A 20,983-nucleotide genomic window follows, 5' to 3' on the forward strand; every position below is an offset into this window, starting at 1 on the left:
AACCCCAACTCGCTCCCATGCGACAAACGGCGCGATAATCGTCATCATGCACTATGCCGAGTTCAAAGCATCATTGGCGTTGAATCAGCCGCCGGCTGGGCTGAGCCTGGCCGCGCAAGCGCTGTGGTGGGACGCTAAAGGCGATTGGCACAAAGCGCACGCTTGCGCCCAGGCGCAGGACGACGCAGACGGCGCATGGGTGCACGCTTACCTGCACCGCAAGGAGGGCGATATCTTCAACGCCGGCTACTGGTACCGCCGGGCGGGCAAGCCCGCCTTCACCGGCTCGCTCGAGGCGGAGTGGGAGTCGCTGGCGCAGGCGCTGTTGCGTTAGGCCAATGAGTCGAGAAAGTGCTTCGCTTGCGCGCGCAGTGCTGCCACCTCATCGGCTTTCATCTTGCGCAGCGCCATCACGGGCATACCGGCGCGCGGGTTTGCGCTCAGGATGTCGGCGTTGCGCGCTACGAAGTCCCAGTACAGCGCGTTGAATGGACACGCGCGCTCACCTAGGCGTTGCTTGGGGTCGTAGCGGCAGCCCGCGCAGTAGGTGCTCATCTTGTGCATGTAGTTGGCGCTGGCGGCATAGGGCTTGGTGCCGACGATGCCGCCGTCGCCATACATGCCCATGCCCACCACATTGGGCGTCACCACCCAGTCGTAGGCATCTACATACGTCGCGAAGAACCACTCGTTGACTTCTTGGGGGCTAACCCCGGCGAGCAGCGCGAAGTTGCACAGCACCATCAGCCGCTGGATGTGATGGGTGTAGCCGCGTTCCCACACGCCTTGTACGCACGCGCGCAAGCAGGCCATCTCCGTCTGCGCGTCCCAGTAGAACTTCGGCAGTGGCCGCGTCGCGTTCAGGGCGTTCATCTCGCGCAGCCGGGGCATCTCGCGCCAGTAACAGGCATAGACGAATTCGCGCCAGCCGATCAGTTGCCGGATGAACCCTTCGACGGAATTGAGCGGCGCGCGGCCTTCGCGATAGGCCTGCTCCGCCATCGCGCACAGCTCGTCGCGCTCCAGCAGGCCGATGTTGAGCAGCGGCGAGAGCATCGAATGGAACAGCACCGGTTGCCCGCTCACCATCGCGTCTTCGTAAGGGCCGAAGTTGGGCAAGCGATGGGTAATGAAATCGGCGCAGAACTTCAGCGCGTCTTCGCGCGTCACCGGCAAGGCGAAGCCATCCAGCGCGCCCCAGGCCGATGCCACTTGCGCGACTTCGGCGATGACCTCACGGGTGATGGGGTCAGGGGCGAATGCAGGCAAGTTGGGAATCGGGAGTGGGGAGCCGGACGCGCGCCACGCGCGCGGCGGCGGTCGGCGGTTCTCGTCGTCGAAGTTCCACTTGCCGCCGACGGGTTGGTCCCCGTCCATCAGGTAGCCGGTGCGTCGGCGCATCCGGCGATAGAACGTCTCCATGAGCGGCGACCGGCTCGCGCCTAGGTCCTCTGGCTTGGCCAGGAAGAAGCGCGAATCGAGCAGCAAAAATTCAGCGACTGGATGGCCTCCGGCCCGGCTCAACTGCTTCACGAAGGCCCGCCCCTGCCAGGTGTTGGGCTGCATGACGACGACGCGCGCGGGCGCATGCGCCGCGATGTGCGCGCGCAGGCCGGCCTCGAACGTCGCAGCTTTGCGATAGTCCACCGGCCAGCCCAGGTCGCGCATGGCCTGGGCGAAGTGGCGCATGGCGCTGAGCACCAGGACGAGCTTGTGCTTGTGCCATGGCCGCGAACGGATCTTGGCCGCGCTCTCGATGAAGAGCAGCCTCGTGTTGGTCGGGCCTAACCCCGCGTGGGCTAACCACTCCGGCCAGCGGTGCGAGAGTTGATCGCCGAGGATCCAAACCGTCGTGTGGATCCCCGATTGGGGATGATCAATTCGGGATTGACGATTCATCCGCACAGACTTTCCAAGCCAAGGCCGATGGCTCATTCGCAGGGTTGGCTCGCGCGCCACAGCCCTGCGAGATCGGTTGGCCGGACAGCCTCGGTTGCGATGCTCCACACCCGCGCATCCTGCACTGCCTGGACGCCGGCGCCGTCGAAGTCGGTCAGGATGAACGGCGCGACATCCAGCGGCCAATCATCCAGCGAGGACACGGCATAGACGATGCGGTCGCCGACCAGCGGCGCGTCCGAAGTGTCCCGCAGCCAATCTGGAGCGCGAACCACGATGATGTTATCGGCACGGTAGCCGCGCGCGACATCCACCATCCGCTGGTTCATCGCGCGCCACTTCGGCGTGGCAATGGGCTGGGCAAAGGGTTCAAGCCACACGCCGGGCGCGTTGCGCAGATACGTCAGGACCAGCCGCAGCCACTCCTCGGCCGCTTCGCCTTGCTGGTTCAGCGTCTCGCCAGGGTCGTTGCGATAGGCGAGGACGACGAGCATCCCCAGCGCATTCGCCTGTTCAACGAAGGGGGATACGGCCGCCGGCACGAACGTCGGCACAATCTCGCTGGGATCAACCGGCAAGCGCACGATGCGCGCGCCGGCCTCGGCCAGGTCGCGGAGGCGCTGTGCAGCCTGGCGATCGCTGTGCGCCATTTCCGTCAGGGTGGGCAGGCTCGCCCCATGCAGGATGACCACGTGGCCTCCCGCATCAACGACCCACCGCCCCTCGACGCGCAACGCGCAGTACTGCGGGACCACCGGTATCGGCGTGGCTGCGACGGCAAGCGGGCGCCCGCTGCATGCGCACAGCAAAAGCGCGCTCAGGGCGATCGCTGACCGGCTCAGAGGCATCCGCGACAGGCGGCCCCGCCGATGGCTTACCGAGCGATCAATGTCCACCTTACCGAGTATAAACCTCTGCCCATCGGGCATTGCATCCCGTGCGACATCTCGATGCGCCGTGCGACCGTGGTATAAAGCGCAGGTGATCATCGCCTGATACCGTTGCTCATGTCAGCCCGGGGTTGAGCCTGTGATGCAGCGGGCTGAGCAACGCGAGACAGCGCTAGAACGATATGGCCGCCACAAATCCAATGCGCAAGACGCTTATCACAATCATCGTATTGGGCGCTCTGGCCTTCACGACCTTGCCACGATCCGATAATGTGGCAGGCCTGCGCGCGGCTGCCGCTCAAACGGGCGCACCATACCGGCCTGGCTACAACTTGCTCATCAATCCGGGACATGAGCACCCGGGAATCTATTTTGCCGGCCGCGGCGAGATCAACGTGGCCTGGGGATGGGTGCCCTTCTGGGAAGAGCCGCCCGAAGGCGTTGACCCACGCGATCCTTACTTCCGCACGCCGGAGTTCCGGCCCGTCTTCCAACACGAGTATCCCTATCGGGTGCACAGCGGCGGCGGCTCAAACCGCTGGTTCAATTTCTTTGCTCTGAACAAGAAGGCCGGCATCATGCAATACGTGATCAACCTGCCGATCGGCGCGCCGATCCGCTTCACCTCCTGGTTGCAGCTCTGGTCGAGCAACCTGAGCGAGCAGGCCGAGATCCCGCCGAAGTCCATCCAGGACGGCAACCTGAAGGTGCGCGTATGCATTGACCAAGATGGCGGCCCGCGCGACATGACCGATCCAAACCTGGTCTGCTCCAATTGGGCGCAGCCCTACGACCGTTGGGAACAGATAGCGGTGGACGGCGTGGCGATGAACAGTGTGGTGAACGTGCTGATCTGGAGTTCAGCAGAATTTCCGGTGGAACACAACGACGTCCACGCCGACGATAGCTGTTTTGAGATCTTGCCTGCACGGGGGGCGAAGGGCATCTGCCTGGGCCAAGGATTCATCGAGACCGGGCCAGGCGTCGTCCCTCCGCCGGAAAACGTCGCCAGCATCAAAGCGCCTGCTACAGACCAGGCGCAAGCAAAGCCCAAGCCGGCGCTCACGCCCGTGAAAGCGCCTACGGGCGCACAGCCGGCGCTCGCCGTCAACGCGCCCAGCAGCCTGAACATCCGCGCCGAGCCGAACCAGAAGGCCAAGATCATCGGCAACGCCAAGCGCGGCGTGGTCCTGCCCGTGCTGGGAAAGAGCAAAGACGGCAATTGGTTCCAAGTTAGGCAGCAAAATAAGCGCGGGTGGGTGCTGGCCAGGTTGACGCTCCCTAACGCGGCAGCGCGGGCAATGCCGACCATTACGCTTGGCACCGATGAAGAATCGGTGAGGAGCGATGGCAAGCAGTGAACTTGTGGGGAGCGGGATAGAAACCAGCTTCCTCCGAGGAACCCGGTTGCTCGTTTGCGCGACATGCGGTGCGCCGTTGTGTGCTGCTCGATTGTCGTGTTCGCGCTTGCCGCGTGCACGCGCACCGGTGCATCGGGCAAACCGATCTTGATCCCGACAGCCGTCGTGCGCAGCGGCGACATTGTGGGCCGCTTAATTGGTGGCGCGCTGCCCACGCTGGACGATCCACCTGAGCGTCCGCTCTACGTGCTCAATGTCACGCTGGACTACGCCGGTGGCAACGTGCACACCCAGCAACGGATCGAATTCGTCAATCCCACCGGTCAGACCACCAGCGAGGTGAAGTTCAACCTGCCGCCGGCGCGACGCGCCGGCGCCGTCGAGTTCCGCGACGTGCGCATCTTTGGCCAGGCCGAGCCGCTGCCTTTCGAGCTGACCGACGCTGTGCTCACCGTGCAACTGCCGGCGCCGCTGCCGCCCGGTAAAGCTATCGCTATGACCTTCAACTTCACCTTCAAGGTGCCGCTGCAGGAAATGATCACCGGCATTGGCGGCGACGACACCTCGCGCGGGCCTCACAGCCTGATGTGCGGTCACTGGTACGTCATGCTGGCGCCGTTCCGCGACGGCCAATGGGACACGCCCGCCTATGTGCCGATCGGCGATCCCTACACGTCGGAGCTGGCCGACTACGAGGTGAGCATCCTCGCGCCAGAAGGTGTGACCATCGCCGGCGGCGGCGATGAGATGCGCGACGGTCGCTTGTGGCGCTATTCGCTGCCGAAGGCGCGCGTGTTCGCCTTCGCGGCCAGCGACGTGTATGAAGTTGATGCGCTGGAGGAAGACGGCGTCACGTTCATCCACTACGTCTATCCCGAACACCGTCACACGAGCGCGGCGGTGCTGAACACCGCCGCGCGCGCAGTGCGGCTGTTTACACGGCTGTATGGGCCCTATCCTTACCGGACGCTGCGCATCGTGGAGACCGGCCGGCAACAGGGCCAGGAATACAGCGCCATGGTCGGCATCGGCGCGACGATCTACGCCGGCTATTCCGGCCGTGGCGCGCGTCACGACCTGATCGCGACGACGGTGCATGAGGTGGCGCACCAATGGTGGTTCAACGTCGTCGGAAACGATCAGATCCGTTCGCCCTGGCTGGACGAGGCCTTCGCCCGCTACGGCGAGCTGCGCTTCTACCAGGAGTACTACGACGCCGACGCCGATTGGTGGTACGGCCACTTCATCCTGGGCAAGGAGCGCGGCCGGCTGACCGGCGCGATTGACCTGCCCCTGAGCGCCTACCCCGATTCACGCGCCTACATCAACGCGGTCTACCGGCGCGGGCTAATGTTCCTCAACGACATCCGCAAACAAGTGGGCACAGCGACGCTCGATGCTGCGATGAAAGACTACTACCAGTCGCAGATCTACAAGATCGCCGATCAGGATGCTTTCTTCGATGCGCTGGCCCGCCACACTTCGGAAGACCTCAGCGGGCTGGTGAAGGGCTACTTTGCCGGCGCGGTGGATTTGCCGTGCCGTATCAGCAACAACGCCGCCGGCTGCCGGCGGTGAAGGCGCGCCCTCATATGCTGAGCGCCAACCCACTCCTGATGTCATCCGGCCGAGCTGCGTCCGATGCGCAGGCGCCGGCTTGGGATCGGCAGGGGGCGCAGCGCGTGCAACTGGTTCTTCGTCGCCTCCACGATCGCTGTCGCCGCGACGGTCGTCAAGGTGATGAGCGCCGTTCTCGGCTTGGCGAGTTCGACGAGATGCAACCCTGCCGGTGCCTGACGCGCGCTCTTCCCGATCAACCGAAGCGCAGGGCGAGTCGCTGCGGCGTTGCGCCGGGCCTGTGCGCAGCAGCACGATAAAAGACGTTTACCGAACGTTCATGCAAGCGAGGTATAGCATCCCGCGTTGCAACGTGCGCGATGCGTATGGCGATTGTCGAGTCACCATCCGCGCGAATTGCCGGATGAGGGATACAATCGCTGGTCAAGTCGAGGTGTAGACGTGTACGAGGAAGACCGATGCTTCTTTATCAGTTCCTACGGTTTGCCAACTCGGTGGCAAATCGAACAGACCGCTGCTGCCGCTGCCGTGCCGCTGGCGGCCGTAGATGCGGAAGTCGAAATCCGATTGTCCAACCCGCTCAACTCGCTGCCACTGGCCGATCTGTGCGGCGCGAATACTAACGTCGTCATCGTCTGCGATCGTGCGCCCCTGGACGAGGCGCGCTTAGCAATCCTGCGCGGCGTATTGTCGCACCTGGAGCGCGCCGGCATCGCGCCTCATCGGGTGACGCTGCTGATCGCCGCAATGGACGACGAGATGCCCAACAGTGCTGAACCGCTGCATGGCGTCCATACTGCCCTCAACGGCCTGGGAGAGTACGCGAATTGCATTCACATCGCCCAGCACGATCCTGAAGACGTGCGTGAGCTGGACGACATGGGCAGCTTCGAAGGCGTGCCGCTCACGATCAACTATCGAGCGGCTGAGGCCGACCTGCTGATTGCGATTTACCTCATGCAACTAGGCGACGATGCCTGCTGCGCCGGCAGTTGCGCCACCATCACTCTGGGTGTGGTAGGAGCGCCTGCGCGGCGCGAACTGCGCACCACGCGCTTCTACGACGACCGCATCGAACCGTCTGCGCTTGATCTCCCGCTCTTCCAGCGCGTCGTGCGTGAGGGCGCTCGGCGCGCCGGTTTGATGTTCGCCGTTGGCGCGCTGGTGGACGCGAAAGGCCATCCGCTGGCCGTCTATGCCGGCGCCCCGATTAACGTGGACGACGCCCTCGCCGATGCAGCCCGCGCGCTGCAAGAGTGCGACGTGGACGCGCCGAGTTACGACGTTGTGCTGGCCGAGCCTAACCGCAGTGGGCGCGCTGGCGGAAGCCTGTTCGACGCCGGCCTGGCTGCCATCCACATCAGCCTGGCGCGCACCCCGATCTTGCGGCGTGGCGGATCGTTGATCTTGCCCATCGGCCGTCGCGACGATGACGGCGCATCGGCGCGTGCCTTCTACAATGCGCTGACGAATGCGCCATCGCCCGAGTCGGTGATCAGACAACTCCGAGGGCGCAGCCTGCAAACCGGCGAGGCGCGCGCCTACTTGCTCGCTCACGCTATGCAGCGCCATCGTGTGATTGCCGCCGGACCACAATGCGAGCAACTCGCCCGCGACATTCACTTTCTCTCCTCGTCCAGCGTGCGCGAAGCCGCCGAACTGGCCGAGAACTTCACCGGCAAGCACCCTCGCGCGCTCATCGTGCGCCATGCGCTGAGCACGACGCCGGTCTTCCGCGGGAAACTGTTCACCCACGACGCGTTCGACGCGCCTGAACTCGTCGCCCCGCGCTGGAACTGAGGGGGTGATGATACGATTGCGCCTGAGACACTATCAAAGTCATGTGGCGCGACTACTTCATCCCCGATTCGCTTGACCGAGCGCTGGCGCTGCTCGCCGCACACCAAGACAAGGCGCGGGTGATCGCCGGCGGAACCGACCTGATCGTTGAGTTCGACCGCAAACTTCGCCCACCGTGCGCGCTGATAGACATATCGCGCCTGCCCAATTTGGACGCCATCCGCCTGGATGCAGACGGGTGGATTCACCTCGGTCCGCTGGTCACCCACAACGACGTGGTGGCGTCGGCCCTGTGCGTGTCGCGCGCGCTGCCGTTGGCGCAGGCCTGCCGGCAAGTCGGCGCGCCGCAGATCCGCAATCGAGGCACGGTCGCCGGCAACCTGATCACCGCATCCCCGGCGAACGACACCATCACCGCGCTGATGGCGCTGGACGCGCAGGTGACGCTGCGTTCGCTGCGCGGCGAGCGTAGCATGGCGCTGGCCAACTTCTACACCGACGTGCGCCGGACGGTGATGCAGCCCGATGAGATGCTCACCGATATTGCCTTTCGCGCGTTACAGCCGAATCAGCGCGGCGTATTTCTCAAACTCGGCCTGCGACAGGCGCAAGCGATCGCCGTGGTGAATTGCGCCGTGGTGCTCACCCTGAGCGACGATGGACGAATGGACGATGCGCGGATCGCCTTGGGCGCGGTCGCGCCAACGATCATCCGCGCGCCCGAAGCCGAACGCTGGCTGGTGGGCCGGATGCCTGACGAAGAGGCGCTCCGCAGCGCGGCCGAGTTGGCTGCCCAGGCTGCCCGGCCGATTGACGACATTCGCAGCAGCGCCGAATACCGACGCGATGCGGTTGCCGTCCTCGTACGCCGCGCGCTCTCCACGGCGCTGGCGGCTGCGCCGGGGGCAGGATGGCCGGAGCCGCCGGCGTTGCTGCGGCTTGCGCAGAGGGATGCCGGCGACGTGCCCATCCGCGCGGGGGGGCGCCCGATCTCGACCATCCACACAACGGTCAACGGACGCGCCTATTCAATCGGCCACGCCGAAGCGCGCGAAAAAACGTTGCTGAGGCTGTTGCGCGAAGACTGCGGCCTGGTCGGCGTAAAGGAAGGGTGCAGCGAGGGCGAATGCGGCGCATGCACGGTGATCCTGGACGGGCGCGCGGTCATGGCCTGTCTGACGCCCGCGCCGTGCGCCCATGGCGCGACGATCTTCACGATCGAAGGTGTCAATGCGCTGCAAGCGGCGCCCGGCGACGAACTGCACCCGCTCCAACGCGCCTTCATCGAAGCGGGCGCTGTGCAGTGCGGCTACTGCACACCCGGCTTCATCATGAGCGGCGCGGCGCTGCTCTGCGAGAATCCACACCCATCGGACGCGCAGATCAAGGAAAGCATCAGCGGCAACCTGTGCCGTTGCACGGGATACTACAAAATCATCGAGGCCTTCCAGCGCGCGAGGAATGCGTATGAGCGATCAAGCGCAAACGCATGACGAGACCGAACGGCTGATCCAAAGCTTTCTGGGCGGCGAGGAACCACCGCCGCCGGCGGATCACCGCAGCGGATACGTAGCCGTGGTGGGCAAGCCCAACGTCGGCAAGTCCACGCTGGTCAACGCGCTCATCGGCCACAAGGTCGCCATCATCTCGCCCAAGCCGCAGACCACCCGTCGGCGCATCTTGGGCATCCTCACCCGCGAGGACGCCCAGGTGCTCTTCCTCGACACGCCCGGAGTGCACGAACCGAAGCAGGCGCTCAACCGCTACATGATGCGCGAAGTGGACGCGGCGCTGAAGGACTGCGACGCGATCCTGTTCGTCACCGACGTCAGCCGGTTGCCGACCGACGAAGACCAACGCGTCGCTGAGCACATCTCCCGACTGCCGCAACCGAAGCTGCTGGCGATGAACAAGGCCGACCTGCTCGACCCGCGTGATGTGGTTGAGCATGTCGCAGCGCATGAGGCGCTGCTGCCCCAGCCACAGACAGACGCCGCCACGGAGGCGCCCGGGCAAGCGCAAGCCCGCTCGGCCGCCGCCATCTTCGACCTGCAAACCTCGATTCTGACTTCGGGCACGCGCGGCGACAACCTAGACAAATTGCTGAACATGATTCTGAACACGTTGCCCTACGGCCCGCGCTATTTCCCGCCCGGGCAGTTCACCGACCAGAACGCGCGCTTTCTGGCGGCTGAATTCGTGCGCGAGCAAGCCCTGCGCTTCCTGGAGCAAGAAGTGCCGCACGGGATCGCGGTCGCCATCGAAGAGTGGCAGCCGCGCCCGAACGGCGTGATCTATATCGCGGCAACGGTCTACGTCGAGCGCGAATCGCACAAAGGCATCCTGATCGGCAAAGAGGGCGAGATGCTCAAGAAGATCGGCGCAAATGCGCGCAAGGAAATCGAGCGCGAGCTGGGTACGAAAGTCTATCTGGAATTGTGGGCGAAGGTGCGTCCGGGTTGGCGGCGTGACGATGTTTGGGTCGCACGCCTGATGGGCGCAGGTGCATAGTCCACACCACAACCCTGGGGATGATGACCTCACCGCATTGCATCATCGAATGGGTCACGCTCGAGGGTGCATGCGCGCCGTGCGCATGCAGAACCCGTTCATGACGGTGGGCGTACTGCCGGACAAGGGCGCGGGCATCTTCGCAACGATCCGTCGCATGGACTTCGTGTGGGGCGGCGCACCGTTCCTGGGTGAGCAACTGCGGTTGCAGAACTGATCCGGCTTACGGCGGCGGGTGCTGCTGCGCTGTGCCAGGCGCGACCACGCCGTGGCCATTCGCGCAGGGCAAAGACGGCCGGCTGCTCGACTGGCGCGGGTTCGTCTCGCAGTGTGAACGCAACTTCTTCATGGGCGACTTGAGCCGCTGCGACGGGCCGCCATGCGATCCGGCGCGTTGAATTGGACCGGTCGGCGGTCCGGTAGGCGCGCGAGGATGTGGGGTGGGAGAGACGCATGGTGCTGCGTCTTGGCCATCTCCCGATGCGTCTCCTCATCTCACGCTCACCCCTATGGCTACAATGCCCTCGGAGGTTTCTACATGTCGTTGCTTACCGACATCGGCCTAGAACAGTTGAGGACGCTTGTGGAAAGGCAAGCTGACTCGGCCGCGCCCGCGCGACGGGCTGACGAGCCGCCCCCAGATCGGCGTGCGCTGCGCGCGCGCGCGGTCAAAGCCCTTTGGTTCGGCGCAACCATGGTCGCTGGATTCGTCTGGTGGGAGCTGATCCTAGCGAGGATTGTCGGTCAAGCGCGCGTGGCGCAGGGGCGCATGGATCGCCTGATCAAACTGGCGGGCGACTTTCGCAACCTGGCCATCGAGTTGGGCGGCGTGTGGATCAAGCTCGGCCAATTCCTCAGCAGCCGCGTCGATCTGCTCCCGCCGCAGATCATCGCAGAACTCTCCGGCCTACAGGACGCCGTGCCGCCTGCGCCGGCCAGCGTCATGTTGCCCGTGATCGAACGCGAGTTAGGCCAACCCATCGAGGCCGTCTTCGAGGAGTTCGACCCCCAACCGGTCGCTGCCGCGTCGTTTGGGCAGGCGTATCTGGCTACGCTGCGCACCCCATCGCCGAACGGCAAGGCGACGGCCCAGCGGGTCGTCGTCAAGGTGCAACGGCCACACATGCAGGCCATCGTGGATACCGACCTGCGCTCGTTGAAGACCATCGCCGGATGGTTGAAACTCTACAAGCCGATTCGCCGGCGCGCGAATCTGGATGCGCTGGTCAGGGAGTTCAGCGAAGTGGTCCTGCAAGAACTGGACTACGCACAGGAAGCACAGCACGCGCAGGAGTTCGATCGCAACTTCGCTCAGGACACCGGCGTGCGCGTGCCCAAGGTATACACCGATCTCACCACCCGTCGGCTGATCGTGATGAAGAACGTCGAGGACATCAAAATCCTGGACTTCGAGGGGTTGGAGAGCGCTGGCGTGTCGCGGCGCGAAGTGGCTAACAAGCTGTTCGACACGTACCTGCGCCAGGTGTTCGAGCACGGCTTTTTTCACGCCGACCCGCATCCTGGCAACCTGTTCGTGCAACCGCTGGATCGCGCCACCGCGCGCGCGTGGAAGGTGCCGATCGGCCAAGGCACGCCCTTTCGTTTGACCTATGTGGACTTCGGCATGATGGGGCGCATCCCGCCGGCCTTCATGCGCGAGCTGCGCGAATTTATCATCGCCGTGAGCTTAAAGGACGCGCGACGCTGGACGGCCGCCGCGCAGCGCATGGGGTTCTTCCTGCCCGAAGCCGACCTGGACCGCGTGGAGCAGGCCGTCGGCGCACTGTTTGACCGCTTCTGGGGCGCGGCGGTGAACGACATCAGCAATGTCGAGTTCGGCGAGATGTATGCCTTTGCCACCGAGTTCCGCGATTTGCTCTCCAGCTTGCCCTTTCAGATTCCGCAGAACGTGCTGTATCTGGGACGCGCGGCCAACATCCTGGCCGGCATGCTCACCGCGCTGGATCCGGCCTTTAACCCCTGGCGAGCGATTCAGGCCTTTGCAAGCGGCCTGGCCGGATCGACCACAGCGCGCACGGTGCAGGACGTGCTGAATGAGGGCGCGCGCCTGATCCGGCAGACGATACAACTGCCCAACCAAAGCGACGCATTTTTCTCACACGCGCTCAATGGGCAGCTCGAGGTCCGCGCCCAGTTGAGCCCGAAGTCCACCGAGGATCTGCGACGCATCGAGGCCGGCGTATCACGGCTGACGTGGGCGGTGGCATTTGCGGCGCTGCTGGTGTGCGGCACGTTGCTGACCATCAACGCACTAAGCGCCTTGGGCGCAGTCTGCCTGGCGTTGGCTGCGATTGCATTCTTCCGACTGTGGCTCTCATAACGCTGGCGTAAGCCGGGGCGCCTTGCCGGACCATAGCGCGCCTAGGCTGCTATACAATCGCTCGTATGGAGATTACGTGGTACGGACAAAGCTGCTTCCGCATGACCGAACGGGCCACGCTTGCCATCGTCACCGATCCTTATAGCGCCGACGCTGGCCTGGAGCCGCCCAAGCTGAAAGCTGATGTCGTCACGATCAGCCGCGACCATCCGCGCCACAACAACATCAACGCGGTGATCGGCGCACAACGCGGCGACGTGCGTAAGATCACCGGGCCGGGCGAATACGAGATGGGCGGTGTATTCATCACCGGCGTGGCCATGCGGCCGGAGAAGAAAGGGGCGCATCAGAAATGCACGGTCTATGCCTTCAACTTCGACGGACTCAGCGTGGCGCATTTGGGCGGGCTGGCTTTCGTCCCCACGCAGTCGCAGATTGATGCGCTTGAGACGGTAGATGTGTTGCTCGTGCCGATCAGCGGCGACGAGGAGCTCAACCCTGCACAGGCTGCCGAGGTGATCAGCATGATCGAACCCGCCCTCGTCGTCCCGATGGGTTATGGCCCGAAGAGCAAAGACAGCCTCAATAAGTTCCTGAAAGAGATGGGGCGGACCAGTCCACAGACGCAAGATGCGCTCAAGGTGACGCGCGGCAGCCTGCCGGAGGACACTCAGGTCATCCTGCTGGAGATGAAGCATTGACGCCGCTCATCGCCATCCATCGCCATGGTTAGACTCATCTTCAGTTGGAACATCAAATCGGATGAAGAGACTGCCTATTTTGAGTTCATCGTGCAGGAGTTCGCGCCGAAGATCATCAAAATGGGTATTCGTCCAACCGAGGCTTGGTACACGGTATACGGCGAGGGTCCGCAGATCATCATGCCGGCCGTCGCCGCCGACCAGGAATCGCTCCGGCAAGTGCTGGAAAGCGAGGAATGGCTTGAGCTGGTGAACAAGCTCAAGAATTTCGTCACCGACTACCAGTACCGCATCCTCGACTGATCACTCGTTGAATAGCTCGCCCACGCTGCGGCCTTCGTGCACGCGGCGGATCACCTCGGCCAGCAGCGGGCCGACAGACAGCACCTTGATATTCGGCAGCATGCGCTCCGGCGGGATGGGCAATGTGTTGGTTGTGACAAGTTCCTTCACCGGCAACGCCCGCAGGCGCTCGATCGCCGGCGGCGCGAGCACCGGATGGGAGCAGCTCACGTAGATATCCCGCGCGCCGTGCTCTTTCACCACCCGCACGGTGTTTGCGATCGAGCCGCCAGTTGAGATTTCGTCATCCACGATGATGACATTCTTGCCGTCCACATCGCCGATGACCGTCAGCGCTTCCGAACAGTTGTCGTTTCCGGTGCGGCGTTTCTCAACGAAGGCCATCGGCACTTGGAGCCTGGCCGCGAAGTTGCGCCCCTTCTTGGCAAATCCTAGGTCGGCGGTCACAATCACCACGTCCTCAAGCTGTTTTTGGGCGAAGTATTCATTCAAGATGTGAAAGGCGGTGATCTCGTCGCCGGGGATGCTGAAGAAGCCCTGAATTTGCCCGGCGTGCAGATCCACCGTGATGTAACGATCGGCGCCGGCGATCTGGATCATATCGGCCAGCAGGCGCGCTGTGATTGGCACGCGCGGCTGGTCCTTTTTGTCGCTCCGCGCGTAGGCCAGGTAGGGCACCACGACGGTGATTCGGCCGGCGGAGTCACGACGCAGGCAGTCAATCGCGATGAGCAACTCCATGATGTTATCGCTCACCGGCGGGCACATGGTTTGGATCAGAAAGACGTCTTGCCCCCGCACACTTTCGTGTAACTGCACGAACAGGTTCTCGTTGGGGAATTTGATGATCTCTCGGCCGCTCAACGGCACGCCGAGATAATCCGAGATCTCTTGAGCGAGCGCAGGATGGCTGGTGCCGCTGAAAAGTTTGATGCCGCCGTACATGCTACACCGACCGCAATTCATGGCAGTCGCAAGAATGCCAGAGCCGTGACCCTCCCGGGGGGAAATCTTGAGCGCGGGGACGGTTCGACATCATACGCGCGCTGCATATTGTAGCGATGTCGCCGCTGCAAGCAATGCACGCGCTCAGGTGGATTCGACGCGGGTTCCACCCGCATCGCCGCCTCCAAGGCGTGGGCAACCCCGGCCTGGCTGCCGCTCGTACTCAGTGCCTCACGGCGGCGACGATCTGGTCGAGATGCTCGCGGGCGTGATCGGGCCAGGAAAGCATCCGCAACGCCAGGCGCCGGTAGCTGCCTTTGCGAGCGACGAACTCATCGGGCAGCGCGTTGAGCAACGCCACCGTCTCGGCTTCGTTGCGCTTGAGCTCGGTCAACAGTGCTTGAACGGTCGGGAAGCCGTTGATGACGGCGTCGAGCCGGATGCGCAATGCGCCGGTTGCCGCGTCATACCACGGCTCGTTGCCGGCGATCAAATCGGTGAGCCAGGTATGCAGGTTGCGTTCCTCCGCGATCAAGTGCGCCAGCACATGGCGCGCGCTCCACTCGCCCGGCGCCGGCGCGCGAGCCGCCTTCTCTTCGCTCACACCCTTGAAGGCTTGCGTCAGGTCGCGGTTGACTTCGGTGTATTTGCGCGCCACGATTTCGGCCAACTCCTCAGCGGTCGCCGGCACTTCGGGCGCCGGTCGCGCCGAGAGGGTGACGGTGGCATTCATCGTCTTGCCGTTGCGTCGGAAGACGACCTTGACCTTGTCGCCTGCGGCGTGGCCGTTCAATGCTGCGCCGATCGCGTTCCAGTTCGGGGTCTTCTTGCCGTTTACGCTCAGGATCACGTCGCCTTGCTGCAGGCCGGCTTCACACGCGCCCATACCCTCGGTGACGCCGTCCAGCCGGACGCCTTCATCCCCCGGCTGTGTTTCGCTAATCTCCACGCCCAGCACCGGCTGCCGGGTCTGGCGTAGATCAATACCCGTCTCCAACACCGACTTGAGATTATCCAGCGCAGCATCCCATTTGGCCTGGCGCTCGTCGGCTGTCTTGATCCACAACTTGCTCTCGCTGGAATCGCTGAGCTGCAACGTGGTGACGTCATCTTTGGCGGAAAGGGTAATGACGCACTGGGAATAAGTTCCCTCCTCGTCGCCGCGCAAGTCGAGGGCGATCTTCTTCTCCGGGGTCAGGGCGGTATATTTGCCCATCAGGGCATGGCCATCCTCCCATTGACAGTACAATCGGCCGCCCACGCGAGGTTGCACCATGGCACCGTCACAGAACCACTCCCGCAGCGATGTGGCATTGGTGAAAGCGCGATAAACATGGGCGATTGGGGCGTTGAGGGTGCGTTTGAGAGAGAGAGTCTTAGTAGCCATGGCGCATCAGCGTAACTACAGCAACAAGCTCCTCTTTGCCGATACCGAATGTGCACGAGAGGGCATTTTGAGCAATCGAACGATATGTTCCGACTTTGCTCTTATGATAGCACATTCGTTCTAGACGGTCAAATGCGGTCACTCATAGCGCAGCGCCTCAATCGGGTTGAGTTGTGATGCGCGCCAGGCGGGATATACACCAAACAAGATGCCGACGAACACCGAAAAGCCAACTGCCAGGGCCACGGCGTCGGCCGTCACCAGCGCCGTGAATTGCCCCTGTGAGAGCAGCGCCACGAGGTTCGCCAGCGCCACGCCCAGCACAATGCCGACCAACCCGCCCAGCACGGAGAGGACGACCGACTCGATTAAAAACTGCGTCAAAATCACACTGCGTCGCGCACCGATGGCCTTGCGCAGGCCGATCTCGCGCGTGCGCTCGGTCACGCTCACCAGCATGATGTTCATGATGCCGATGCCCCCCACGAACAAAGAGATGCCAGCAATGGCCGCCAGGAAGGCCGTAACCGCGCCGGTGACTGCGCCGATGGTGTTGAGCAAATCGCGCTGGCTGGCGATCGAGAAATCATCCTCGTCCTGAAAGCTGATGCCGTGTCGCTCGCGTAGCAGGTCGGTCGCCTGCTGGATCACGGCGTCAATGCGCGATTGGTCCACGGCCTGGATCAGGATGATGCCGACCAAAGGCTCCCCTTTGGCGTTGCGCTGCGGGAACAGGCGTTCGGTCGCCGTCGTGATTGGCATGAGGATCAAGTCGTCGTCGCTGCCCTCGGCGCCGCCCACGCGCTGGGCCAGCACGCCGACGACGCGGAGGAGCACACCGTTGATGCGGATATCCTGGCCGGTGGGATCGCCGCCGTTAGGGAAGAGCTTTCGATATGGCACGTCGCCCAGCACGACCACGCGCGAGCCGGCGCTCGTCTCCTCCTGCGTGAAATACCGGCCGTACAGCAGCCGCGCGTTGTTGAGCGCGCGATATTCCGGCACGGTGCCCCGCACCCGCGTTTCGTATTTTTGCTCCCCGGCTACGGCCCGACCGGTGCCGCTCACGATCGGCGCGACGATCTTAGCGTCGGGGACGCGCGACTTGTCGCGCAACGCTTCGGCATCGGCCTGGGTGAGCGAGAGCGCCGTGCCGGCGCGCGCGCCGGGCGCGAATGCGCGAAAGCCGGCTCGGTTGGCGCCGCCGCCGATCTCGACCCGCGCCGGAAACACGAACACCAGATTCGATCCTTGCCCCTCGAACTGGCGGTTGATGAAATCCTGCACGCCGTTGCCGAGCGACATCAGCGCAATCACCGAGGTGACGCCGATGATGATGCCGAGCGTAGTCAACGCGCTGCGCAGTTTGTTGGCGGCCAGCGCGCGCAGGGCCACTTTCAGATTCTCGATGAACATCCTGCTCAAATTTGTGCTCCGACTTTCCGATTTCCCCGCTGAGGGGAGTTGGAAAGTCGGTAGCTGGACGGTTGCAACTATTCGAACCTCAGCGCGTCAATCGGATTCAGCCGGCTGGCGCGCCGCGCGGGATAGATGCCGAAGAACAAGCCCACGGCGACCGAAAAGCTCACGGCCAAGAGCACGGCCCCCGGCTGCACGATGGCGCTGAAGTCCACGAATCGCGTGACGCCGAGCGCAATCCCCACGCCGATCATGATGCCGATCAGGCCGCCGATGACCGACAGCACAACCGCCTCGATTAAGAACTGGCCCAGGATGGCAGCCGGCGTCGCGCCGATGGCCTTGCGCAGGCCGATCTCGCGCGTGCGCTCGGTCACGCTCACCAGCATGATGTTCATGATGCCGATGCCGCCGACCAGCAGCGAGATGGCCGCGATCGCGCCCAGGAACAGCGTGAGCACGCTTGTCACGGCGCCAAACGTATTCAACAACTCGGTCTGGCTGATGATCGAGAAATCGTCGTTGTCGTCTGGAGCGAGCCGATGGCGTTCGCGCAAGATGTCACGCGCGATCGCCTCGATCTGCGGCCGAGCGGCGTCGCTGGTGGCCTGCAAGTAGATCGTGGACACGAGGCGTTCGCCTGTGAGCGCCTGAGCCTGACGCTGGAAGAGGCGCTCTTGCGCCGTGCTGAGCGGAATGAACGCGATCGCATCCTGGTCGCCGAGGAAGGATGACCCTTTCGACTCCATGACGCCGATCACGCGGAAAGGCACGTCGTTGATCTTCACCACTTTGTCGAGCGGGTCTTCGCCGGGGAAGAGGTCGTTGACCACGGTCTGGCCGAGCACGACCACGCGCGCCCGGCTGTTGTTGTCGGCTTCCTCGATGAACCGGCCGCTCATTGCCCGCCAGTTGCGCACCGCTGAGAAGCTGGGCGTGACGCCGCTGACTTGCACCTGCGACGTCCGCGAACCGTAGGAGAAGTTGCCGACCGAGGTGAAATCGGCAGCGTGCGCCTCGATGTTCGGCGCGCCGGCCACCACCGCGCGGTAGTCGCCCATCGTCAAAAAGGATGACTGCCCAAACGGATTTTGCCCGCCGCCGGGGCCGCGCTGGATTCGGCCCGGCACAATGCCGAGCAGGTTCGTCCCCGAACTGGCGAACTGGTCATTGATGTATTGTTGCACGCCCGCGCCGATGGCCATCAAGGCGATCACTGCGCCAATGCCGATGCTGATCCCGATCATCGTCAGGAATGCGCGCAACTGGTTGGCGCCCAACGCGCGCAGCGCCAGCTTGATTGCCTCCACAAGGTCTATGTTCATCGCTCACGCAACGGTTCATCGGGGCACGCGATCACCGGGTCGGCCACCGGCTCATCGCCGACGATCTGGCCATCCGAGATGCGAATGATACGCCGCGTGTGCGCGGCAATGCGCGGGTCATGCGTGACGAAGATGATGGTGTTGCCGTGCTCCATGTTCAGGCGCTGGAAGATGCACATGATCTCTGCGCCGCTCTTAGAATCGAGGTTGCCGGTCGGTTCGTCGGCCAGGATGATCGCTGGGTGGGTCACCAGCGCGCGCGCGATGGCCACGCGCTGCTGCTGGCCGCCGGAGAGTTCGTTCGGGTGATGATGCAGCCGGTTGCCCAAGCCAACCGATTCGAGCGCCGCACGAGCGCGTTCGCGTCGCTCCTTGGGCCGCACACCGGCGTAGATCAGCGGCTGCTCGACGTTATCTATCGCCGAGGTGCGGCGGAGCAAGTTGAATGACTGAAAGACAAAGCCGATCTTTCGGTTGCGGATCTCGGCCAACTGGTTGTCGTTCAGTTTCTCAACATCTACGCCATCCAACTTGTATGTGCCGCTGGTGGGCTGATCGAGGCAGCCGAGGATGTTCATGAGCGTAGACTTGCCGGAACCCGACGGCCCCATGATGGCGACCAGTTCGCCGGGATAGATCTTCAGGTCTACCCCGCGCAGCGCCGGTACCTCGACCTCGCCCATCTTGTAGATCTTGGTGATGCCCTGCACGTCGATAACAGGCGTCGGCGCCTGGTCGCCATTGCGTCGCTCGCCCGACTTTACACTGGGCCGGATGTGATTGATCGTTGTCTCAACCATTTGATCTCCGCTGCTTACGGCTCAGGCTGGTAATTGGTGATTGGTAATTGGTGACGACACCGGATGAGGCGGCGGTCGCGCCTAGGCGGAGCGCCATGAGTGACCAATGACGCATCACCGACTCGCCATCCCTTACTGGCCCAAAAGGTTTGGCGCGCTGGGCGCGACGACGACATCGCCGGGCTTCGCGCCGGAGAGGATCTCGCTAAACGCATCGTTGCGCAGGCCGGTCTTGACCTCCACCTCGGTCACTTGCTGATCGTTCACCCGCACGGTGAGGAAGGTCTTGCCGCTGTTCCGGTCGCGGCGCACGGCCCAGTTCGGCGCCAGCAACACGCCGTCGCGCCGGTCGAGCACAATGGAGGCGTTCGCCGTCATGCCGCTGCGCAGCTCCACGTCCTTGGCGGCGTCAACGCTCACGCGCACGTCATATGACACCACGCCGTTGACCAGCTTCGATGTCGGGGAGATGCGCATCACCTTACCCTTGACCTCGACGCCCGGCAGCGAGTCTAACGTGACGTTGACCTCCTGGCCCACTTTCACCTTAGCGATATCAATCTCGTCTACGGTGATGTCAATGTGGTACTTTGAGAGGTCAACCACGACAGCAGCCGGTTGTCCGCCGGCGCCGACGGTTTCGCCCACCTTCACGTTCAACTCGGCAATGACGCCGTCAATCGGCGATTTGAGCGATGCTTGCTCGAGTCGGCGCTGCGCTTGTTTAACCTGAATCTCGGCCAGCTTCACCTGATTATTGGCGCTGGCGACCTGAATCCCGGCGTTCTTGACCTGTAGGCGCGCCTGCCGAAGTTGCGCCTCGGCTTGGTCGAGATCGAATTGCCGCGCCGGGGTGAGTATTTTGTCGAGGTTTGCTCGCGCGTTGAGCACCTGCTGCTCGGCAGCCTTGATCTGAGCCTCATCTGCGCCTGCGGCGATCTTGTCGTATTGCGCCTTGGCGGAGTTGTAGTTGTTGGTCGCCTGCTCGAGTTGGAGCGCAGCCGGGCTGGCGGCGATGCCGGCCGGATTGAGCCTGAAAGCGACGTCGTAGGCGCTTTGCGCCTGGCGCAGCGCGGCTTCCGCATTGCGCAGCGCGGCTTCGGCTGCGGCCAGCTCTTCCGGCGTCGGCCCGGCCTTCAGCTTGTCTAGGTTCGCCTGGGCGGCGGCCAGCGCCGCCCGTGCGGCGCTCACCTCGCTCGGTCGCGCGCCCGACACGGTGCGGCTGTAGTTGGCCATGGCGACAATTTCCTGCGCCTTTGCATTCTCGACGGCGGTTTCAGCCTGAGCCAGCCCGTGCTTGGCTTGTTCGAGAGAGGCCTGCGCCTGAGCCAGCGCCAGCTCTAGATCGGCTGTATCCAGCCGAGCGATCACATCGCCCTTCTTCACCGCATCGCCTCGCTCGAAGAACACTTCGGCCACGATGCCGGGCTGTTGGAAGGTCAACCGAACTTCGGCTGCGGGCTCGATGTTGCCGGTCGCGTTGACGGTGGCGGTCAGGGTGCCGTTTTCGAGGACGGCTACGCGTTGAGAGGCGGTGTTGGCCGTGGCGCCTGGCCGAGCGCATGCCCCCAACAGCAATGCGCCCGCCAGCGCTGCAGCTGCATAGATCAACTCCCGATGATCGCGATCCAAGCGTGTGTTCATGTGAACTCTCTCTGACTTAAGCTGGAAGTGGAATGAGATGTTCTCATCGAACATCCGACAAAGCTGCTCGATTCTATCG

20 protein-coding genes are annotated in these 20,983 nt (G+C 63.6%); 11 read left to right on the forward strand and 9 right to left on the reverse strand.

The features are described 5' to 3' along the window. Window positions 1–46: 46 nt before the first annotated feature. Window positions 47–334: a hypothetical protein gene (locus GXH28_RS07925; RefSeq protein ID WP_169238486.1), complete on the forward strand. Its 288-nt coding sequence runs from the start codon at window positions 47–49 to the stop codon at window positions 332–334. On the opposite strand, the gene GXH28_RS07930 is transcribed toward GXH28_RS07925, so the two are convergent. Continuing rightward, the gene (locus tag GXH28_RS07930; protein WP_169238487.1) at window positions 331–1,899 is read right to left on the reverse strand and encodes a cryptochrome/photolyase family protein; all 1,569 of its coding nucleotides are present in this window, start codon (window positions 1,897–1,899) and stop codon (window positions 331–333) included. The two genes, GXH28_RS07925 and GXH28_RS07930, sit on opposite strands and share 4 nt — an antisense overlap. A 32-nt stretch (window positions 1,900–1,931) precedes the next feature. Continuing rightward, on the reverse strand, window positions 1,932–2,888 hold the full coding sequence (locus GXH28_RS07935) for a cellulase family glycosylhydrolase (protein ID WP_338140945.1): 957 nt from the start codon (window positions 2,886–2,888) through the stop codon (window positions 1,932–1,934). Between the two features lie 173 nt (window positions 2,889–3,061). On the opposite strand from GXH28_RS07935, the gene GXH28_RS07940 reads away from it, so the two are divergent. Then, window positions 3,062–4,150 carry an SH3 domain-containing protein gene (locus GXH28_RS07940; protein WP_169238489.1) on the forward strand — a complete coding sequence of 363 codons (1,089 nt, stop codon included), beginning with the start codon at window positions 3,062–3,064 and terminating at the stop codon, window positions 4,148–4,150. A gap of 96 nt (window positions 4,151–4,246) precedes the next feature. After that, window positions 4,247–5,728 carry a M1 family aminopeptidase gene (locus tag GXH28_RS16825; RefSeq protein WP_169238490.1) on the forward strand — a complete coding sequence of 494 codons (1,482 nt, stop codon included), beginning with the start codon at window positions 4,247–4,249 and terminating at the stop codon, window positions 5,726–5,728. A gap of 41 nt (window positions 5,729–5,769) precedes the next feature. Here GXH28_RS16825 and GXH28_RS07950 read toward each other — a convergent pair whose 3' ends face one another. Next, entirely contained in the window at window positions 5,770–5,931 is a 162-nt protein-coding gene (locus GXH28_RS07950; protein WP_169238491.1) for a hypothetical protein, read from the reverse strand. A gap of 280 nt (window positions 5,932–6,211) precedes the next feature. Here GXH28_RS07950 and GXH28_RS07955 point away from each other — a divergent pair, with 280 nt between their 5' ends. From GXH28_RS07955 to GXH28_RS07990, 8 genes are all read left to right on the forward strand, one after another. Then, entirely contained in the window at window positions 6,212–7,528 is a 1,317-nt protein-coding gene (locus GXH28_RS07955) for a lactate racemase domain-containing protein (protein WP_169238492.1), read from the forward strand. A 41-nt stretch (window positions 7,529–7,569) separates the two neighbouring features. Continuing rightward, entirely contained in the window at window positions 7,570–9,021 is a 1,452-nt protein-coding gene (locus tag GXH28_RS07960; RefSeq protein ID WP_169238493.1) for an FAD binding domain-containing protein, read from the forward strand. After that, window positions 8,996–10,039 carry a GTPase Era gene (gene era, locus GXH28_RS07965; protein WP_169238494.1) on the forward strand — a complete coding sequence of 348 codons (1,044 nt, stop codon included), beginning with the start codon at window positions 8,996–8,998 and terminating at the stop codon, window positions 10,037–10,039. The genes GXH28_RS07960 and era overlap by 26 nt, the downstream gene beginning before the upstream one ends. Window positions 10,040–10,088: 49 nt before the next feature. Next, window positions 10,089–10,256 (forward strand): hypothetical protein, encoded by a 168-nt coding sequence (locus tag GXH28_RS07970; protein ID WP_169238495.1) that lies wholly within the window; start codon window positions 10,089–10,091, stop codon window positions 10,254–10,256. A gap of 31 nt (window positions 10,257–10,287) precedes the next feature. Beyond that, window positions 10,288–10,437: a hypothetical protein gene (locus GXH28_RS07975; RefSeq protein WP_169238496.1), complete on the forward strand. Its 150-nt coding sequence runs from the start codon at window positions 10,288–10,290 to the stop codon at window positions 10,435–10,437. Between the two features lie 140 nt (window positions 10,438–10,577). Continuing rightward, window positions 10,578–12,380 (forward strand): ABC1 kinase family protein, encoded by a 1,803-nt coding sequence (locus GXH28_RS07980; protein ID WP_169238497.1) that lies wholly within the window; start codon window positions 10,578–10,580, stop codon window positions 12,378–12,380. 65 nt (window positions 12,381–12,445) lie between these two features. After that, on the forward strand, window positions 12,446–13,081 hold the full coding sequence (locus GXH28_RS07985; protein ID WP_169238498.1) for an MBL fold metallo-hydrolase: 636 nt from the start codon (window positions 12,446–12,448) through the stop codon (window positions 13,079–13,081). Between the two features lie 24 nt (window positions 13,082–13,105). Next, the gene (locus tag GXH28_RS07990) at window positions 13,106–13,384 is read left to right on the forward strand and encodes a hypothetical protein (RefSeq protein WP_169238499.1); all 279 of its coding nucleotides are present in this window, start codon (window positions 13,106–13,108) and stop codon (window positions 13,382–13,384) included. Here GXH28_RS07990 and GXH28_RS07995 read toward each other — a convergent pair whose 3' ends face one another. The 6 genes from GXH28_RS07995 to GXH28_RS08020 form a co-directional block, all read right to left on the reverse strand. Further along, window positions 13,385–14,350: a ribose-phosphate diphosphokinase gene (locus tag GXH28_RS07995; RefSeq protein ID WP_240550275.1), complete on the reverse strand. Its 966-nt coding sequence runs from the start codon at window positions 14,348–14,350 to the stop codon at window positions 13,385–13,387. Window positions 14,351–14,552: 202 nt separating this feature from the next. Further along, complete coding sequence (locus tag GXH28_RS08000) at window positions 14,553–15,716, reverse strand: SRPBCC domain-containing protein (protein ID WP_169238500.1); 1,164 nt, start codon at window positions 15,714–15,716, stop codon at window positions 14,553–14,555. A gap of 138 nt (window positions 15,717–15,854) precedes the next feature. Further along, a complete protein-coding gene (locus tag GXH28_RS08005) occupies window positions 15,855–17,132 on the reverse strand; it encodes an ABC transporter permease (protein ID WP_169238501.1) in 1,278 nt (425 codons plus the stop codon). 77 nt (window positions 17,133–17,209) lie between these two features. Further along, window positions 17,210–18,460: an ABC transporter permease gene (locus GXH28_RS08010; protein WP_169238502.1), complete on the reverse strand. Its 1,251-nt coding sequence runs from the start codon at window positions 18,458–18,460 to the stop codon at window positions 17,210–17,212. Beyond that, window positions 18,457–19,143, reverse strand: coding sequence for an ABC transporter ATP-binding protein (locus tag GXH28_RS08015; protein ID WP_169238553.1), 687 nt, complete (start codon window positions 19,141–19,143; stop codon window positions 18,457–18,459). The genes GXH28_RS08010 and GXH28_RS08015 overlap by 4 nt, the downstream gene beginning before the upstream one ends. 249 nt (window positions 19,144–19,392) lie before the next feature. Next, the gene (locus tag GXH28_RS08020) at window positions 19,393–20,904 is read right to left on the reverse strand and encodes an efflux RND transporter periplasmic adaptor subunit (protein ID WP_169238503.1); all 1,512 of its coding nucleotides are present in this window, start codon (window positions 20,902–20,904) and stop codon (window positions 19,393–19,395) included. Between the last annotated feature and the right edge of the window lie 79 nt (window positions 20,905–20,983).

Origin of the sequence: Candidatus Roseilinea sp. NK_OTU-006 (assembly GCF_012931985.1) — a bacterium.
In the GTDB taxonomy this organism is placed as follows: domain Bacteria; phylum Chloroflexota; class Anaerolineae; order J036; family Brachytrichaceae; genus JAAFGM01.

What these genes read in the sequence shown, in the direction of transcription:
- GXH28_RS08010 (WP_169238502.1), bottom strand. Translation starts at nt 18,460, where the DNA reads ATGAACATAGACCTTGTGGAGGCAATCAAGCTGGCGCTGCGCGCGTTG.
- GXH28_RS08015 (WP_169238553.1), bottom strand. Translation starts at nt 19,143, where the DNA reads ATGGGCGAGGTCGAGGTACCGGCGCTGCGCGGGGTAGACCTGAAGATC.
- era (WP_169238494.1), top strand. Translation starts at nt 8,996, where the DNA reads ATGAGCGATCAAGCGCAAACGCATGACGAGACCGAACGGCTGATCCAA.
- GXH28_RS07995 (WP_240550275.1), bottom strand. Translation starts at nt 14,350, where the DNA reads ATGAATTGCGGTCGGTGTAGCATGTACGGCGGCATCAAACTTTTCAGC.
- GXH28_RS07985 (WP_169238498.1), top strand. Translation starts at nt 12,446, where the DNA reads ATGGAGATTACGTGGTACGGACAAAGCTGCTTCCGCATGACCGAACGG.
- GXH28_RS08020 (WP_169238503.1), bottom strand. Translation starts at nt 20,904, where the DNA reads ATGAACACACGCTTGGATCGCGATCATCGGGAGTTGATCTATGCAGCT.
- GXH28_RS08005 (WP_169238501.1), bottom strand. Translation starts at nt 17,132, where the DNA reads ATGTTCATCGAGAATCTGAAAGTGGCCCTGCGCGCGCTGGCCGCCAAC.
- GXH28_RS07980 (WP_169238497.1), top strand. Translation starts at nt 10,578, where the DNA reads ATGTCGTTGCTTACCGACATCGGCCTAGAACAGTTGAGGACGCTTGTG.
- GXH28_RS07930 (WP_169238487.1), bottom strand. Translation starts at nt 1,899, where the DNA reads ATGAATCGTCAATCCCGAATTGATCATCCCCAATCGGGGATCCACACG.
- GXH28_RS07935 (WP_338140945.1), bottom strand. Translation starts at nt 2,888, where the DNA reads ATGATCACCTGCGCTTTATACCACGGTCGCACGGCGCATCGAGATGTC.
- GXH28_RS07990 (WP_169238499.1), top strand. Translation starts at nt 13,106, where the DNA reads ATGGTTAGACTCATCTTCAGTTGGAACATCAAATCGGATGAAGAGACT.
- GXH28_RS07925 (WP_169238486.1), top strand. Translation starts at nt 47, where the DNA reads ATGCACTATGCCGAGTTCAAAGCATCATTGGCGTTGAATCAGCCGCCG.
- GXH28_RS07960 (WP_169238493.1), top strand. Translation starts at nt 7,570, where the DNA reads ATGTGGCGCGACTACTTCATCCCCGATTCGCTTGACCGAGCGCTGGCG.
- GXH28_RS07970 (WP_169238495.1), top strand. Translation starts at nt 10,089, where the DNA reads ATGGGTCACGCTCGAGGGTGCATGCGCGCCGTGCGCATGCAGAACCCG.
- GXH28_RS08000 (WP_169238500.1), bottom strand. Translation starts at nt 15,716, where the DNA reads ATGGCTACTAAGACTCTCTCTCTCAAACGCACCCTCAACGCCCCAATC.